Source organism: Idiomarina seosinensis, from assembly GCF_044797955.1.
Taxonomy (GTDB): Bacteria; Pseudomonadota; Gammaproteobacteria; order Enterobacterales; family Alteromonadaceae; genus Idiomarina; species Idiomarina seosinensis_A.
The window spans coordinates 2367507-2382342 of sequence record NZ_CP085211.1; the positions used below are offsets into that span (position 1 = coordinate 2367507).

Genomic DNA, 14836 nt, shown 5'->3' on the forward strand with positions numbered 1-14836 from the left:
TCAGACAGCTTCCGGTATCCAGTGCTGCTGGTTATGGACGGTTCAACGCAGTTTGAGCATATAGCGGGTAACGTTAATTTTTTAAGTACCTTTTCTATCGTGCCGGAAATGATGGCTGTCGGGGCTGTACACCAGCTATCTGGCGACTCCGCTTATGAAGACAAAGTGGACTGGGGGCAGTCAATTCTTGAAAAAGGGGTTGAGGTATTCGGTCAGTCAGAAATTCTGTGGGACAGCCTGGCAACGGTTTATTCTATGAATGACAACTACGAGGATGCGCTAAGAGCTTCGAATAACGCCTTACGCTTAGCACGCGAGCATCAGTCGAAATACATCAGTGAAATTGAAGCGCAAAATAGTGACCTGAAGAAACAAACCGAGAGATAAATTGTATCGATGTACCTTAAGGTTTTGCTGTAAAGTATTAATAAACCAATAATACGTTAATGATATGCAGCAACGCCGTTCGGGAAAACCACAACCTTTAATGCGGTTAAGCTTTATAACCGCCTTTTCAGTCCTTTTGAAGGATTGGCGATTGATTGGGTATTGTGAATGAATGTTTATGCAATGTTATTAATTGCCTGGGGATCGGGTCTGATGGCCTTTTTAGGAGGCGCATTCGCGCATCTTGAGGGCAGTGCCAACACAAAGGGCAAGCGCCGCTTTATTCATGCGGTGAGTGCCTTTGGCGGGGGCATTTTAATGGCCGCAGTGGCTTTTGCCTTGGTCCCTGAAGGCTTAAAGACACTCGAGCTTTGGCAGGTTGCTCTGGCCTTTGCTTTAGGTGGCGTGGTATGCGCCGCAGCCGACGCCTGGCTGCAAAAGCACAGTAGTAACTTTGCGCAGCTGATGGCAATGCTGATGGACTTTGTACCGGAAGCCATATCATTGGGGGCACTGTTTGTTGCCAGTCCAAATGCAGCGATTTTGCTGGCTATATTTATTGCTGCACAAAACTTGCCCGAAGGGTTCAGTTCTTATCGCGAGCTGAAGTCTGCGGAGCTGCCCGCGAAAACGGCGTTACTGGGCTTGTTGGGCGTATCGTTTTTTGGCCCTTTGGCTGCGCTTATGGGTTATTGGTGGCTTGGTGATTTTCCGCAGGCAACGGCCTTACTGATGAGCTTTGCCGGCGGCGGTATTCTTTACCTGGTGTTTCAAGATATTGCGCCGCAAGCGAAAATGCGGCGTCACTGGTCGCCTTCGTTAGGCGCGGTACTGGGCTTTATTCTGGGTATAGTCGGCAAACAATTGCTGACTTAAAAGGAATGTTATGGTGACAGCGAATGACTATTTACTGCGCTGCGTCGAGTTGGCTACGGAAGCTTTAGAGGCAGGCGATGCACCTTTTGGCTCTGTGTTGGTTGACCAATACGGGCAATTGCTACGTGAAGATCGTAATCGGGTTAATACGGTCAACAAAACTTACCATCCGGAAATCGAGCTGGCCCGTTGGGCGGCACAAAATCTGTCTCAGGCCGAACGCAAAAACAGCGTCATGTATACCTCCGGCGAACACTGCCCTATGTGCTCAGCGGCGCACGGGTGGGCTGAATTAGGTAAGGTTGTTTACATTCATTCGACCCAGCATTTAGTGAGCTGGTACGAGGAATTTGGCGTTACAGGCTCCAGGGTTAAGCAACTACCGATCAATGAAATTGTACCGCAGCTCAGAGTTGAAGGACCGGCCGAAGCGCTGCTGCCGGCGATGTATCAGCTGCATAAGCGCTATATTGCCAGTAAGCAGAAGCAGGCTGGTTAATTTCTGTCAGTAACCGGATTTCACTTGCCTCCGGATCAGTTATAATAGGGCCATATTTTAGTTAAGAAACGAGACTGTTATGGCCAGAAAGAAGCAAGAATCCATTGTATTAGAAACCCCTACGGGCTCGGATCATGTGCTGTTACACTCGTGCTGTGCCCCTTGCTCAGGCGAGGTGATGGAGCGCATGGCTGAAGCGGGCATAAAGTTCACTATTTTCTTTTACAACCCTAATATCCACCCGGAAAAAGAGTATCTTCTGCGTAAAGAAGAAAACATCCGTTTTGCAGAAAAGCTCGGCGTTGATTTTATTGACTGTGATTACGACACCAAAAACTGGTTCGAACGGGTAAAAGGTCTGGAATGGGAACCAGAGCGCGGGCAACGCTGCACCGAATGTTTTGACATGCGGTTTGAGCGAACCGCCTTGTATGCCCATGAGAATGGCTTTGATACGATCACCAGTTGCCTGGGTATTTCGCGCTGGAAAAACATGGAACAAATTAATGATTGTGGCCAGCGCGCTGTGGCGCCTTATCCCGGCCTGCATTATTGGACGTTCAACTGGCGTAAAAAAGGCGGCTCTGCGCGGATGGTGGAAATTGCCAAGCGTGAACGTTTCTACCAGCAAGAATACTGTGGCTGCGTTTATTCACTGCGTGATACTAACCGCTGGCGCTTGCAAAAAGGCCGTGACCGCATTCAAATTGGGGTTGAGTACTATACTGATGACTAAAAGAAAGGAACGCCGGACTACTGTACTGAAATAAAGTAGCGATACCGTTTGACTTTAAGTTTAAAGGGCGTACACTAGTCGGCGTTGGATAAGAAACAGTTAGTTAAACACTCTCTACGTAGCATTTAAGTCTTCAAGGCAACATATCTTCGTCCTGTAGTTTTAAGTTTCATTTTTTACCCCGCACGATCACCGTCACTGAGAATGTCTCATTTCGGTACTATTAATTATTTAAAATTTCAGGATATTATTATGTCTAATTCAGTAAATGGCGTTGTCAAGTGGTTTAACGAAGCAAAAGGTTTTGGTTTTATCGAGCAGCAAGGTGGCGCAGACGTATTTGCTCACTTTAGCGCTATCGTTAGCGATGGTTTTAAAACGCTGACCGAAGGCCAACGCGTTTCTTTCTCAGTAACCCAGGGTCCTAAAGGTCCTCAAGCTGAGAACATTCAAGCGCTGTAATGTGCTATGAATAGCTTTTAATTAAGCAAAAATTATAAAAAGCAGCCTTAGGCTGCTTTTTTTGTGCCTGAAGTTCCTGTTTAAAGCGCGTAGAATAAACTGGGTAATTTTACTGGTTAGGGATACTGAAAGTGATTCGATCGCTGCAGCAACTGATTTGCCCTTTAGACGGTGGACTGCTCGAACTCACCGAGCGCAGCTGGCGCTGCCAACAGGGCCATAGCTTTGACATTGCCAGGCAGGGTTACGTGAACCTGTTACCGGTGCAAAACAAACGGTCCAAAGATCCCGGCGACAGTAAATTGATGGTGCAGGCGCGCCGCCGGTTCCTCGAACAGGGCTATTATCAACCCCTTGCTGATGCCTTAACCGAAACCGTTCTTGCGACCGGTGATCAGTCGTTGCTGGATGCAGGCTGCGGAGAGGGCTATTACCTGGCAAAGCTGATCAATGCCGCTGAAAGCAAAGCGGTTAGTCTTTCGGTTGCCGCGTTGGATATTTCTAAGTGGGCAGTGCAGGTGGCGGCAAAACAAGATCGTCGGCCAGACTGGATAGTCGCTTCAAATGGCAGTATTCCACTGGCCGATCAGAGCCTTGATACCCTTATCTGCGTATTCGGGTTTCCCGTGGTTGATGAGTTTAAGCGGGTGCTAAAGCCGGGTGGCCGATTAATTATGGTGGACCCGGGAACAACTCACCTGCAGGAATTAAAAGCATTAATTTACGCTGATCAGAAGCAAAAAACAGAAGTGTTGCCTATTAACGACACGGAGTTTCAGCTTTATAGTGAGCAGCGAGTCAGTTTTCCCGTTTCGTTGTCCTCAGCTCAGGATATCAGCGATTTGCTGACCATGACGCCACATTTGTATCGTAGCCAGGCTAAGGGACGGGAGCAAGTTATGCAACGAACTGCGCTTGAGTTGACGGCCGATGCCTGGATCCGTGTGTTTACCCGGTAGGGAGTGCTGAATGGACGCGGTTATTTATCAGTCAATAACAGACATTGACCCGCAACAGTGGAATAACTTGTTTGCTGATGACTACCCTTTTACCCGTCACGAGTTTTTCCTGGCATTAGAACAAGGACAGAGCCTGGGTCCTCAGCGCGGCTGGGTGCCCCGATATGTGGTTGTTTATGAGCAGCAGACTGCAATAGCGGCGATGCCCTGGTTTAAAAAGCAGCATTCTTATGGGGAGTATTTATTTGACTGGGCTTTTGCTGAAGCTTTTCAGCGTTATGGTTATCCCTATTACCCCAAATTAGTTAACGCGATACCCTTTACACCCTGTCAGGGGCCGCGACTTGGTCTGGCCAAAACTGCCTCCGCAGCCACAGTGATGCCGGTTATCGAAGCCGCTTTAATGGCGGCAGAGCCGGTCAGCAATCTGCAATGCTTATATGTTCAGCCGGCTCTGGGTGAGGCACTTAAGGCGGAAAATTGGTGGCGCCGTTACGACATACAGTTTCTTTGGTACAATAAAGGCTACCGGAATTTCGATGATTTTTTACAAAAACTGGTTTCCCGTAAACGCAAATCATTGCGCAAAGAGCGCCAAAAAGTCAGCGAGCAGGGTATTAGATTAGAGGTTTTAGAAGGCGACCAGTTAAATACCGCGTTTTGGCAACGGTTTGCGGTTTTTTATCAGCGTACCTACATAAAGCGCTCCGGGCATAGCGGCTATCTAACTGCAGAAACATTAAAGCGGTGGGGTGATTACTTAGCGCAATCTATCGTTGTGTTTGCTGCGTATTATAACGGTGATCTGGTCGCTGCCTCGCTGTGCTTTCGGGATAGAACGACACTTTATGGGCGCTACTGGGGCTGTCTTTCAGAGTTTGACTTTTTGCATTTTGAAGCCTGTTATTATCAGGGCATCGAGTACTGCATTAAGCAGGGCCTGCAGTATTTTGATGCCGGAGCTCAGGGAGAGCACAAACTTCGCCGTGGGTTTGAGCCAGTATTAAGACAAGGCTTTTACCGATTTGCGGCAACGCCGCTGAATGAGGCGGTTGAAGACTTTTGTCAGCGTGAAAGCAATGCCCTGGCCGAGCATCTGGCCGTATTAAACGAACATTCACCCTACAAACCGAGCGATTAAATAAGCGCTCAAAGGTTATGATTAAGAGACAATGTTATGCGAAGTATTATCTCGGAAAAAGTTACGGAAGTACGGCACTGGAATGAAACCCTGTTTAGTTTTAAAACCACCAGAAGGCCGACGTTTACTTTTGAAAATGGCCAGTTTGTTATGATTGGGCTGGAAGTTGATGGTAAGCCTTTGTTGCGTGCATACAGCATAGCCAGTGCTAATTATGAAGATGAGCTGGAGTTTTTCAGTATTAAGGTTCCTGATGGGGCGCTGACGTCGCGCTTGCAGCATATTCAGGTTGGTGACGAAGTGCTATTGTCAACCCGGCCCAGCGGCACTTTGGTGCCGGGCCACCTGTTGCCTGGTAAGCACCTGTATTTGTTGTCCACCGGCACCGGCTTGGCGCCGTTTATGAGCATCATTAAAGATCCCGATATTTACGAAAAATTTGAGAAGGTCATTCTGGTACATGGCGTGCGCTATAAGTCTGAACTGGCTTACGAAGAGGTCATTTGCAATGAACTGCCGAACAATGAATTTTTTGGTGACTGGGTGCAGGAAAAGCTGATTTATTACCCGACGGTCACCCGCGAAGCATTTCGCAACCCGGCGCATCAGCAGCGGGTTACTCATTTACTGACAACCAATACGCTTACCGAGCAAATTGGACTGCCCGCGATTGACCCAGAGCATGATCGTTTTATGCTGTGCGGCAACAATGACATGCTGGAAGATCTTATGGATATTTTAAATGAGCGAGGCTTTAAAAAAGCCACATCGCGCCGCCAGGGTGACTATGTTATTGAACAGGCTTTTATCGAAAAATAGCGGAAAGCTGTTATGAGTTGGCATCAGTTATTGGCGGACATACGGGCCTGTCAGCTGTGTCAAAAGCAACTACCTTTTGGAGCACGGCCAGTGGTTCAGTTTCATCCGGATGCGCGCATTCTGGTCGCTGGCCAGGCGCCCGGCAGACGTGTTCATGCGTCCGGTAAGCCTTTTGATGACCCTAGCGGAGACCGTTTGCGCGACTGGATGGCGGTTGATAAAGAAACATTTTATAACGACCGCCAACTGGCTATAGTGCCTATGGGGTTTTGCTATCCGGGTACGGGTAAATCCGGCGATTTGCCACCCCGCAAGGAATGCGCGGATGCGTGGCGGGCAACGATTTTATCTGAGCTGCCAAACCTTGAGTTGATTTTGGCGATAGGCCAGTATGCGCAGAACTGGCACTTAAGCCGCCTGCCTGAGAGGCCTGAAAAAACACTGACAGAGCGAGTGCAAAACTGGCAGCGTTATCTTGATTACGGTGTTTTACCTCTGCCTCACCCGAGCCCCAGAAATAACATTTGGTTACGCAAGAACCCCTGGTTTGAACAACAGGTTGTACCCACTTTGAAAGAACGAATAGCACAGCTATTGTAGTCAATAACAGCAGGAGCTTTAATGCCTTACGATTGGGTAGTATTTGATGCCGACGAAACGCTTTTCACTTTTGATGCACAACAAGGCCTTAGTCAGCTATTCAAACAATACGATATGGCGTTTGAACAGAGTCACTTTGAGGACTTTAAAGCTGTTAATAAACCGTTATGGGAAGGCTTTCAAAACGGCCAGTTAACCGCAGCGGACATTAAGCAGCAGCGGTTTGTTCCCTGGGAGCAACAGTTTGGTAAATCGTCGCTAGAAATTAACGCCGAATTTATGCATTGTATGGCATCGATATGCCAGACCATCGAGGGTACTGACCGCTTACTGGAAACCCTGCACGGTAAAACCAAAATGGGTATTATTACCAATGGCTTTTCTGAGCTTCAGCAGGAGCGCCTGCAGCAGACTAATACACAGCATTATTTTGATTTTCTGGTCGTATCCGAAGCCGTAGGTCTGGCTAAACCCGATGCGAAAATTTTCCACCATGCGCACACACAGCATATGGCGGACTCTGCAGACCCTGAGCGAATTTTAATGGTAGGAGATAATCCCCATTCCGATATCCTGGGTGGTTTAAATGCGGGCTGGCATACCTGCTGGTTTGATCGTGGTAATTTCCAGATACCAGAGAGCATTAAGCCACATCACACAATCACTCACCTTGATCAGTTGACCCGCTTACTAAGCTAACGGCACTGGTACCAACGGCAGGATGGTAATGGCAGACGATAACGAAATTATAAGGCAAACCCAGGCCTGGGTGCGGCAGCTGATTGTAAAATACAATATCTGCCCCTTTGCCCGTCGCGAAATCGAGTGGCAAAGCATCCGTTACACTGTCTGGCAAGGTAATGATTTTGAAGCAACGCTGGATACTGTTGTGGCGGAGTGCCGGCTTTTGGACCGGGATCAGGACACAGAAACGACGTTGCTCATGTTACCGGACTTTGCGTCCTTTAATGAGTTTTTGGACTTAATCGCGGTTTCTGAGCAATTGCTGTCTATGAGTGGTTACAGCGGCGTCTATCAACTGGCACACTTTCATCCGGATTATTGTTTTGCTGGGGAGCAGCCGGAAGATCCCGCCAACTATACAAACCGTGCGCCCTTCCCTACACTGCATTTTTTGCGGGAAGAGTCGATGGCTGGGGCACTGATGAAGACCGAAAATGCCGAGCAAATTCCGCAACGCAATATTGAATTTGCGCGACGCAAAGGAGCCGAATTTTTTAAGCAAATCCTTGCCGATATTGCCGCAAAGCAGAACTAAAGAATATTATTGAGAGCTATCCCCACACCAAACCGGGTCTGTTTGTGGTTATAGTCGATTAAGCTGTCACCATAGCCGGTAAATAATGATGTATAACCGATAAATTTGCCCCACAAAGGAAAGGTCCAGTTAAGTTCTGCCGAACCGCGGCCAGTTTCAACCGCATGATTAAGGCGGAAAATATATTCAAAGTCGCCATCTCGATAAGCGGTGGAGAACTGATAATTGCCGACGTAATCCTCGATATTTGGGTTGTCGTCGCCGCTTGATTCCAGCGGATCAGTTTTTTCCTCTTCCTGTATTCTTAACCAAGGCTTGAGGGTAAAAACAAAAGGCCCTTTTTCCGCTATAAATTGTGCATATATCCGGTTCCAGCTGCGCGAAAGAGGCTGGCTACGACCATTGGACAAATGCTCTGCGCCGATAACAATGGCGGTGTTGCTTTCAAAGGGATGCCAGTCCGTTGGGGTGACATAAAATACCTCTGGCATGTAATTGGTTTCGCGGAACGGTTTAGAGATGCCATCGGAATATACTTGCCACCAGGACGAAACGGTAAATCCGAAAAATAGGCGGTCATCTTCGAACAGCAGCTTGCTTTTATTAAAAGGCACTTTAAAGCTTAACTGAAATTTTGCTTCGTAGTCCTCCAGCCGTTGTTCATAGCTCTCCAGGTCGGAATACTGCAGGCGATTGATATTCGTGGTGGTTAACACTGGTAGCATATAATTACGCCGGTGCGGGGTCAGAGTATAGGGGTCAAACTGACTGACCTGCTCGCTTTTCAGACGCTTTGTTACGATACCCGGCTGGGGCTTTTGCTTTGCCTTTGTAGACTGACGCTCTTTACTCAGGTTATCTTTACACCAGTCGACAATCTCGGTTACCTTAGTTCCGGCTTCGGAATCCTTGATTCGGTCCAGCAAACATTGCTGTTGCTCTGTGATTTTTTTCTCGACGAACTGAGTCCGCCCGCTGAGCGAAAAAATCAGCGTCACCACTAGTATAAAAAGTAAATTAAATTTACTGAGCATAGTATCTTTCCTGTCGACTTAGCTTCGCTATACTAACAGTAGTCGTTACGATAAAAAACTAAACAAGGATAATGCAGTTGTCAGGAGTAAAACGGAAATTTAACCGCTGGCTAAGCTATTTTGATCAATTGCCTCTGGCTTACCGGTTTGCGGTTGCGTTTGCTTTACCGGTTGCTGCAATCCTTTGGATGTCTATTGTAAATGCCCTTGAGCTGCAAAAAACCGCAGAAAAATTACAAACATTAAACAACAGTATCGCGTTGATCAGTAACGCCGGTAAGTTACTGGGCGCATTGCAAAATGAGCGCAATGCCAGCGTTTTGTATAGCGCCTCTGATAAACCACAATTTAAAGACGCTTTAGCGGCAAGCCGGCGTCAGACCGACCAGCAACTGCAACGTTTAAACCAACAGTTAACAGCAACTGAAGGTCACTACCGGCAGCTGGCGCTATACAGAAACGTTAATGAGATTGTGCGCGGCCTGGATAAGCTGCCTGAGCTACGGTCTGATATTGAACAAAAAAAGCTAACCTACCGACAAGTCAAAAGCGCATATTCTTCACCGATACAGCAGTTCAATCAGCAAATCAGCATTCTTTCGCGGGATGTCTCTAAAGCAGACTTTTCGCGCGCATTAAATGCTTATTTTATATTGAATCGCTTGCGTGATTTAATCGGACAAGAGCGTGAGCTACTGGGTTTGGCGGTAGTGAACAATACGATAAGTGATGCGGATGCTCAGCAGTTAATTTATTTAATGGGCCGACAAACGACCTTGTTGGTTGGGCTGCAAAGCCAAAGCTCAATACCGGAACGCTACAGTCTTGCCGGCGCGGTATTTAAGCTACGCGACGGGTTAATGCCTGCTGCTGATAACCCGGCAACTTTGTTGTCCGTGGTAAAAAACGATGCCTGGCTGCAGCAACAAACCCAGTTGCTGGACAAAATTCAGCAGGTCGAGCAAAACCTGGTGGACGCGGTAAAACAACAGGCCGAAACCGCTTATCGCAAATCTTCAGGCCAGTTACTGCGGTACCTGACAATCGTTCCGGTTACCCTGCTGGCTGCACTCGTGTTTAGCTGGCTAATATTACGTCATGTCAGACATCGGTTGACCTTATCCAGTAAAGTGTTTAACCACACTCAGGATCGTATTACCGTTACTGATCCGACTGGCGTAATCGTTGATGTGAACCCAGCCTTTACCCGCGTAACCGGTTATCAGAAAAGCGAGGTTATTGGTCAGCGCTCCAGCATTTTGCAGTCGGGTAAACAAAGTAAAAGCTTTTATAAAGCCATGTGGGAAAAGCTGCTGAAAGATGGCTCATGGCAGGGCGAGCTATGGAACCGGCGCAAAAACGGAGAAATATATGCCGAACTGACGTCCATTAGCGCAATAAAAAATCAGCATGGACACGTCCAGAATTACATCGGTATATCCTCAGACATTACTGATCAGGCTTTTGAGCACCAACGCGAACTGGAATACCGAGCCTACCACGATTCGTTGACCCGTTTACCTAACGTAATGTTGGTCCGCGACAGGTTGGAACATGCATTGAGTATTGCCGCGCGTAATGAAGAAAACATAGTGGTTGCCTCGTTAGACATCGATAACTTTAAGTACATTAATTCACGTTGCGGCCACGTTGTCGGAGACCAGGTTATTGAGGCGCTGGCCAAACGCCTGAGAGGAATGCTGCGCAAGGGGGATACCCTGGGGCGGGTTGCCGGAGATGAGTTTTTAATGGTAATCGAAGAACGGCACAGTTTGCGTGAAGTCCATACGATTTTGGAACGTATGCTGACAGAGATTCCGGAGCCATTGTCGATTGACGGGCAAACGGTCAAGATTACAGCGAGTATCGGTGCTACCGTGTACCCGGAAGATAATACCGATGCCGACACCTTAATCCGCCACTCTACACAGTCGCTTCACAATGCCAAACGAGAGGGCCGCAACCGCATAAATTGGTTTGATGCCAAGCAGGAACGAATTCATAACAAAACCGCTGAGTTAATCTCCCGCTTAGATATTGCGATGAAGAATAATGAGCTGGAATTGTTTTACCAGCCAAAAGTTAATATGAAAACGTGCGAGATTGTTGGGGTTGAAGCTTTATTAAGGTGGCGAGATCCCGAGCGCGGTCTGGTGCCTCCCGGTGACTTTTTGCCGGCTATCGAGGAACATCCGTTTTCGATACAGGTCGGCAACTGGGTTATTGAGGCAGCTATTGCACAGTGCCAGCAATGGCAAGCTGAGGGTATTAGGTTACCAGTCAGTATAAATATCAATGCACTGCAGTTGCTCGATGAGGACTTTGTCGAGTCCATTTGCGAGCGGTTGAGGCGTTATCCGGATGTTGGCCCGGAGCTGCTCGAACTGGAGGTCCTGGAGAGCGCAGCCATTGGTAAGATTCACGTTGCAGCAAAAGTTTTAACTAAATGTAAGCGCTTGGGAATCAATGTATCACTGGATGATTTCGGTACCGGTTATGCGGCCCTTGATTACTTGAAACGACTGCCCGCTCAGACATTGAAAATCGATCAGACATTTGTCCGCGATATGTTGAATGACGAAAGCGATGAAGCCATTGTCAAAGGTATTATCGGTCTTGCTGAGGCCTTTGGGTTTGCAGTTATTGCAGAAGGCATCGAAACCGAGCAGCAGGGCGTTAAATTACTGCAGCTGGGTTGCGAGCTGGGCCAGGGGTTCGGAATTGCCAGGCCGATGCCGGCAGAGCAGCTACCGGACTGGATCAACAACTGGCAATGTTTCGATAGCTGGCGCGATGTTAGTATGAAATAAATAGTGAGAAACCTATAAGTCCTGGGCAGCCGCATAAGCACTGGCCCAGGCCCACTGAAAGTTATAACCGCCCAGCCATCCGGTCACATCCAGTACTTCGCCGATAAAGTAGAGTCCGGGCTGCAGCTTACTGGCCATACTTTTGGAGCTGACTTGATCAACATTGACGCCGCCCAAAGTGACTTCGGCGGTGCGATAACCCTCGGTGCCGGCGGGCTTTAATGACCAGTGATTAAGATCTTCTGCAACTTGCTCGAGTTGCTTTTTAGCCATTTCTGCTACGCGCTGTGTCACCGGCCATTGGTGCTCTTGTGCTAAAGCCTGTACAACCCGTTTGGGAAAATGACTTTGTAGTAAAGTACCCAGCTGGGCTTTAGGCTGCTCAGTCCGGGTTTGTTCGAGCCACTGCAGTGCGTCCTGGTCTGGCAATAAATTGAGAGATACGGTTTCTCCCGGTGGCCAGTAAGAGGAGATTTGCAGTATTGCGGGTCCGCTTAGGCCGCGGTGGGTAAATAACATGGCTTCCCTAAAATAGCCCTCGCCGGCACTGGCTGTTATGGGTAAAGATACGCCAGCCAGGTCGGCAAAGTGCTGCTTTTGTTGCTCGTGCAGTGTCAGGGGAACCAGTCCGGCTCGCACTGGCACAATAGTGTGGCCGAATTGTTCTGCTAATCGATAGCCCAGTGGGGTTGCACCAAGCTTGGGCATAGATAAGCCACCACAGGCGATAACCAGTTTATCGGCGCGGTACGTACCTTGGCTGGTTGTCACATGATACTGGTCCTCATAGCTGACATTAAGAACGTCGGTCCGCAGCTGAATTTTTGCGCCGTAGCGTTCGCACTCAGCTAAAAGCATTTTGACAATGTCTTTCGCTGAGTCATCGCAGAACAATTGGCCCAGTGTTTTTTCGTGATAGGGTATTTGGTAATGATCAACCAGCGCCATGAAATCCCACTGAGTATAGCGACTGAGCGCAGACTTACAAAAATGAGGGTTGCTGGACAGATAATTATCCGGGCTGGTATACAAATTAGTAAAGTTACAGCGCCCGCCGCCCGAAATGAGGATTTTTTTCCCCGCCTGTTTAGCATGGTCGACAACCAACACCGACTTGCCGCGCCGGGCTGCCTGGGCAGCACAGTGAAGGCCAGCGGCGCCGGCGCCTATGATGAGAACGTCCGGGTTAAGCATTATTGCTGCCCGGGCGCCAGTGTGGGTGCGCCATCATTAATCAATTTGGAAATCCTTGCTTTATGTAGATATCAAAGCGATGCTTCTTGCTTTTTAGCTGCGTGCTGGGTTTGCTACCAGCTAAAAACGGGGCACTGTTTGGCCGCTTAACCACTACCCTGAAACGGGCCACCCGTTGTGCCGGCGCAAGTAACTGATCAGCATCATCGTCGCTGCCTACTAGCTGTTGAAACATCTGCATGTCTTTTTTAACCAGAGCCTTTTGTTTTCCGGTTTTAGGAAACATAGGGTCAAGATAAACCACATCGGTACTGTTGTCCGGCAACTGCGCAACATGGGTTTGTTTTAGTAGCTGCATCTGCCGGGCTGCTTCGCCAATAACATCGTCTTTTTGCTGAGCCCTTGATAACGCATCAGCCAATAACTCTCTGACCATCGGGTGGCGTTCGATAAGCGCTACCGGGCAGCCAAACCGTGCTAATACCAGAGCGTCGCGTGCTAACCCAGCAGTGGCATCGATAACCGCTGGGTGAAATTTGCCCGATACACCAACGGCTTTTGTTATGGCCTCGCTTTTAAGCGAGGAGTGTTGCGCCCGGTAAGCGACCTTGCCCTCATGAAAATCAACCAGCAGCGGCTGCATGGCTGGCTGAGCCTGTTGCCAGACTAATGCCAACCCCTGTTCGGTTTGCACTAGCTCAAAAGACTGGCTCATTAGCGCTCCATATCAATGTGGGGGATGTCATCTTCCAGATACTGCTCACTGATGGGTTTGAAATTAAAGCTCTGATAAAAATCCATTAAGTAGACCTGGGCGCCCAGCCGAATGGGTGTTGTCGGAGACTGCTGGTGCAAAAAGTCGATAGCCCGCTGCATGAGTTCTCGCCCCAGGCCGGAGCGACGAACTTTTGCGTGGGTTAAAACCCGGCCGATCCGGCTATAAGGCTGCTGAGCATCGGCTACATATAAACGAGCATAAGCAACCAGCAAGCCGCTGTCGTCCTCGGCAAATAAGTGCAGTGCCTGCTCATCGGCTCCGTCGGCATCTAAGTAAGGGCAGGTTTGTTCGACTACAAAGACTTCCTGGCGCACTTTTAAGATTTGGTAAAGTTGTTGTAGTGATAGCTCATTAAAAGAATAAAGGTACCAGTTCATGTGCCCACTTTTTTAATTGATTGAGTTAACGGAATAACCCTTGCTGAATGGTATAACGCTAACAGCTCACTAACCGGCTTGCGGGCATCGCCTTTCTGGCTAATGCTGCGCGCTACGGAAAGCTGGCGTATCGTTGCATTTTGGTACAAAGCGCGGGTTAACGGAGTATCGTGATTGCTGATTAATACCGGTATCTGACGTTTATTCGCAGCCCTAAGCGCGTGTCGTGCCAGCTCGCTTTGATCATTAAGGCTAAAGCCCTGGCTGGCATAGCTGGTAAAATTAGAACTCTGCACTAACGGGGCATAAGGCGGATCGCAATAAATAATGTCCCCTTTACGGGCCCGTCGAAAAACCTGTTCAAACGACAGACAAATAAATTTTGCCCGTTTGGCTTTTTCAGCAAAATATTCAATTTCGGCTTCCGGAAAATAGGGCTTACTGTAATCTCCGAAAGGTACATTAAAAATACCTTTGCTGTTATACCGGCATAAGCCGTTGTAGCCGTGGCGGTTCATGTACAGAAACAGCAATGACCGGTAATAAGAGTCGCTTGATTGATTAAACTCTTTACGCAAAGAGTAATAAGCGTCACTTTGATTATGGCGGCAGGTAAACAGACGTCTGGCATCATCAATGAACGTTTTTGGACGGCGTTTGACAAACTTATACAGGGTAATCAGATCCGCATTAATGTCATTGAGAAGGTAGCGTTCATAGTCGGTATTAAGAAACACCGAACCGGCACCGACAAAGGGCTCTATGAGCTTTTTTCCAGTGGGAAGTTGGTTTTTGATGGGTTCGATTAGCGAATATTTACCGCCCGCCCATTTTAAAAAAGCCCTGTTTTTCTTCATTGACTGGCCTTTGGAGAATCTTGTGCTC

17 protein-coding genes are annotated in these 14836 nt (G+C 48.3%); 12 read left to right on the forward strand and 5 right to left on the reverse strand.

What is annotated here, in order from left to right:
* The first annotated feature begins 33 nt into the window (after positions 1 to 33).
* The 11 genes from LG288_RS11200 (at position 34) to LG288_RS11250 (ending at position 7758) form a co-directional block, all read left to right on the forward strand.
* Entirely contained in the window at positions 34 to 387 is a 354-nt protein-coding gene (locus tag LG288_RS11200) for a hypothetical protein (RefSeq protein WP_404400570.1), read from the forward strand.
* 168 nt (positions 388 to 555) lie between these two features.
* Entirely contained in the window at positions 556 to 1263 is a 708-nt protein-coding gene (locus tag LG288_RS11205) for a ZIP family metal transporter (RefSeq protein WP_404400572.1), read from the forward strand.
* Positions 1264 to 1273: 10 nt separating this feature from the next.
* The gene (locus tag LG288_RS11210; RefSeq protein WP_404400574.1) at positions 1274 to 1762 is read left to right on the forward strand and encodes a nucleoside deaminase; all 489 of its coding nucleotides are present in this window, start codon (positions 1274 to 1276) and stop codon (positions 1760 to 1762) included.
* Between the two features lie 79 nt (positions 1763 to 1841).
* Entirely contained in the window at positions 1842 to 2498 is a 657-nt protein-coding gene (locus LG288_RS11215) for an epoxyqueuosine reductase QueH (protein WP_404400576.1), read from the forward strand.
* A 252-nt stretch (positions 2499 to 2750) separates the two neighbouring features.
* Positions 2751 to 2960 (forward strand): cold-shock protein, encoded by a 210-nt coding sequence (locus LG288_RS11220; protein ID WP_105307555.1) that lies wholly within the window; start codon positions 2751 to 2753, stop codon positions 2958 to 2960.
* 131 nt (positions 2961 to 3091) lie between these two features.
* Positions 3092 to 3919, forward strand: a complete 828-nt coding sequence (locus tag LG288_RS11225; protein WP_404400579.1) for a putative RNA methyltransferase — start codon at positions 3092 to 3094, stop codon at positions 3917 to 3919.
* Positions 3920 to 3929: 10 nt separating this feature from the next.
* Positions 3930 to 5060 (forward strand): GNAT family N-acetyltransferase, encoded by a 1131-nt coding sequence (locus LG288_RS11230; protein WP_404400581.1) that lies wholly within the window; start codon positions 3930 to 3932, stop codon positions 5058 to 5060.
* 36 nt (positions 5061 to 5096) lie between these two features.
* Positions 5097 to 5879: a ferredoxin--NADP reductase gene (locus LG288_RS11235; RefSeq protein WP_404400583.1), complete on the forward strand. Its 783-nt coding sequence runs from the start codon at positions 5097 to 5099 to the stop codon at positions 5877 to 5879.
* A 12-nt stretch (positions 5880 to 5891) separates the two neighbouring features.
* The gene (locus LG288_RS11240; protein ID WP_404400585.1) at positions 5892 to 6479 is read left to right on the forward strand and encodes a uracil-DNA glycosylase family protein; all 588 of its coding nucleotides are present in this window, start codon (positions 5892 to 5894) and stop codon (positions 6477 to 6479) included.
* Between the two features lie 21 nt (positions 6480 to 6500).
* Complete coding sequence (gene yjjG, locus LG288_RS11245; protein ID WP_404400587.1) at positions 6501 to 7178, forward strand: pyrimidine 5'-nucleotidase; 678 nt, start codon at positions 6501 to 6503, stop codon at positions 7176 to 7178.
* Positions 7179 to 7206: 28 nt separating this feature from the next.
* Entirely contained in the window at positions 7207 to 7758 is a 552-nt protein-coding gene (locus LG288_RS11250) for a DUF1415 domain-containing protein (protein ID WP_404400589.1), read from the forward strand.
* Here the strand turns inward: LG288_RS11250 and LG288_RS11255 are convergent.
* Positions 7755 to 8792 carry a phospholipase A gene (locus LG288_RS11255; protein WP_404400590.1) on the reverse strand — a complete coding sequence of 346 codons (1038 nt, stop codon included), beginning with the start codon at positions 8790 to 8792 and terminating at the stop codon, positions 7755 to 7757. The genes LG288_RS11250 and LG288_RS11255 overlap by 4 nt on opposite strands.
* 77 nt (positions 8793 to 8869) lie before the next feature.
* Here LG288_RS11255 and LG288_RS11260 point away from each other — a divergent pair, with 77 nt between their 5' ends.
* A complete protein-coding gene (locus tag LG288_RS11260) occupies positions 8870 to 11602 on the forward strand; it encodes an EAL domain-containing protein (RefSeq protein ID WP_404400592.1) in 2733 nt (910 codons plus the stop codon).
* Positions 11603 to 11614: 12 nt separating this feature from the next.
* Here the strand turns inward: LG288_RS11260 and LG288_RS11265 are convergent, their stop codons facing one another.
* From LG288_RS11265 to LG288_RS11280, 4 genes are read right to left on the reverse strand one after another with little or no spacing between them, the layout of a single operon-like run.
* Positions 11615 to 12796: an NAD(P)/FAD-dependent oxidoreductase gene (locus tag LG288_RS11265; protein WP_404400594.1), complete on the reverse strand. Its 1182-nt coding sequence runs from the start codon at positions 12794 to 12796 to the stop codon at positions 11615 to 11617.
* Positions 12797 to 12836: 40 nt separating this feature from the next.
* On the reverse strand, positions 12837 to 13511 hold the full coding sequence (locus LG288_RS11270; RefSeq protein ID WP_404400596.1) for a class I SAM-dependent methyltransferase: 675 nt from the start codon (positions 13509 to 13511) through the stop codon (positions 12837 to 12839).
* Positions 13511 to 13951, reverse strand: a complete 441-nt coding sequence (locus LG288_RS11275; RefSeq protein ID WP_404400598.1) for a GNAT family N-acetyltransferase — start codon at positions 13949 to 13951, stop codon at positions 13511 to 13513. Before LG288_RS11275 ends, LG288_RS11270 begins: the two co-directional genes overlap by 1 nt.
* Positions 13948 to 14808 carry a Dam family site-specific DNA-(adenine-N6)-methyltransferase gene (locus LG288_RS11280; protein ID WP_404400600.1) on the reverse strand — a complete coding sequence of 287 codons (861 nt, stop codon included), beginning with the start codon at positions 14806 to 14808 and terminating at the stop codon, positions 13948 to 13950. The genes LG288_RS11275 and LG288_RS11280 overlap by 4 nt, the downstream gene beginning before the upstream one ends.
* Between the last annotated feature and the right edge of the window lie 28 nt (positions 14809 to 14836).

Excerpts from the sequence above, each read along its gene's own strand:
- LG288_RS11200 (WP_404400570.1), top strand. The coding sequence starts at position 34 with ATGGACGGTTCAACGCAGTTTGAGCATATAGCGGGTAACGTTAATTTT.
- LG288_RS11205 (WP_404400572.1), top strand. The coding sequence starts at position 556 with ATGAATGTTTATGCAATGTTATTAATTGCCTGGGGATCGGGTCTGATG.
- LG288_RS11210 (WP_404400574.1), top strand. The coding sequence starts at position 1,274 with ATGGTGACAGCGAATGACTATTTACTGCGCTGCGTCGAGTTGGCTACG.
- LG288_RS11215 (WP_404400576.1), top strand. The coding sequence starts at position 1,842 with ATGGCCAGAAAGAAGCAAGAATCCATTGTATTAGAAACCCCTACGGGC.
- LG288_RS11220 (WP_105307555.1), top strand. The coding sequence starts at position 2,751 with ATGTCTAATTCAGTAAATGGCGTTGTCAAGTGGTTTAACGAAGCAAAA.
- LG288_RS11230 (WP_404400581.1), top strand. The coding sequence starts at position 3,930 with ATGGACGCGGTTATTTATCAGTCAATAACAGACATTGACCCGCAACAG.
- LG288_RS11235 (WP_404400583.1), top strand. The coding sequence starts at position 5,097 with ATGCGAAGTATTATCTCGGAAAAAGTTACGGAAGTACGGCACTGGAAT.
- LG288_RS11240 (WP_404400585.1), top strand. The coding sequence starts at position 5,892 with ATGAGTTGGCATCAGTTATTGGCGGACATACGGGCCTGTCAGCTGTGT.
- yjjG (WP_404400587.1), top strand. The coding sequence starts at position 6,501 with ATGCCTTACGATTGGGTAGTATTTGATGCCGACGAAACGCTTTTCACT.
- LG288_RS11250 (WP_404400589.1), top strand. The coding sequence starts at position 7,207 with ATGGCAGACGATAACGAAATTATAAGGCAAACCCAGGCCTGGGTGCGG.
- LG288_RS11255 (WP_404400590.1), bottom strand. The coding sequence starts at position 8,792 with ATGCTCAGTAAATTTAATTTACTTTTTATACTAGTGGTGACGCTGATT.
- LG288_RS11265 (WP_404400594.1), bottom strand. The coding sequence starts at position 12,796 with ATGCTTAACCCGGACGTTCTCATCATAGGCGCCGGCGCCGCTGGCCTT.
- LG288_RS11270 (WP_404400596.1), bottom strand. The coding sequence starts at position 13,511 with ATGAGCCAGTCTTTTGAGCTAGTGCAAACCGAACAGGGGTTGGCATTA.
- LG288_RS11275 (WP_404400598.1), bottom strand. The coding sequence starts at position 13,951 with ATGAACTGGTACCTTTATTCTTTTAATGAGCTATCACTACAACAACTT.
- LG288_RS11280 (WP_404400600.1), bottom strand. The coding sequence starts at position 14,808 with ATGAAGAAAAACAGGGCTTTTTTAAAATGGGCGGGCGGTAAATATTCG.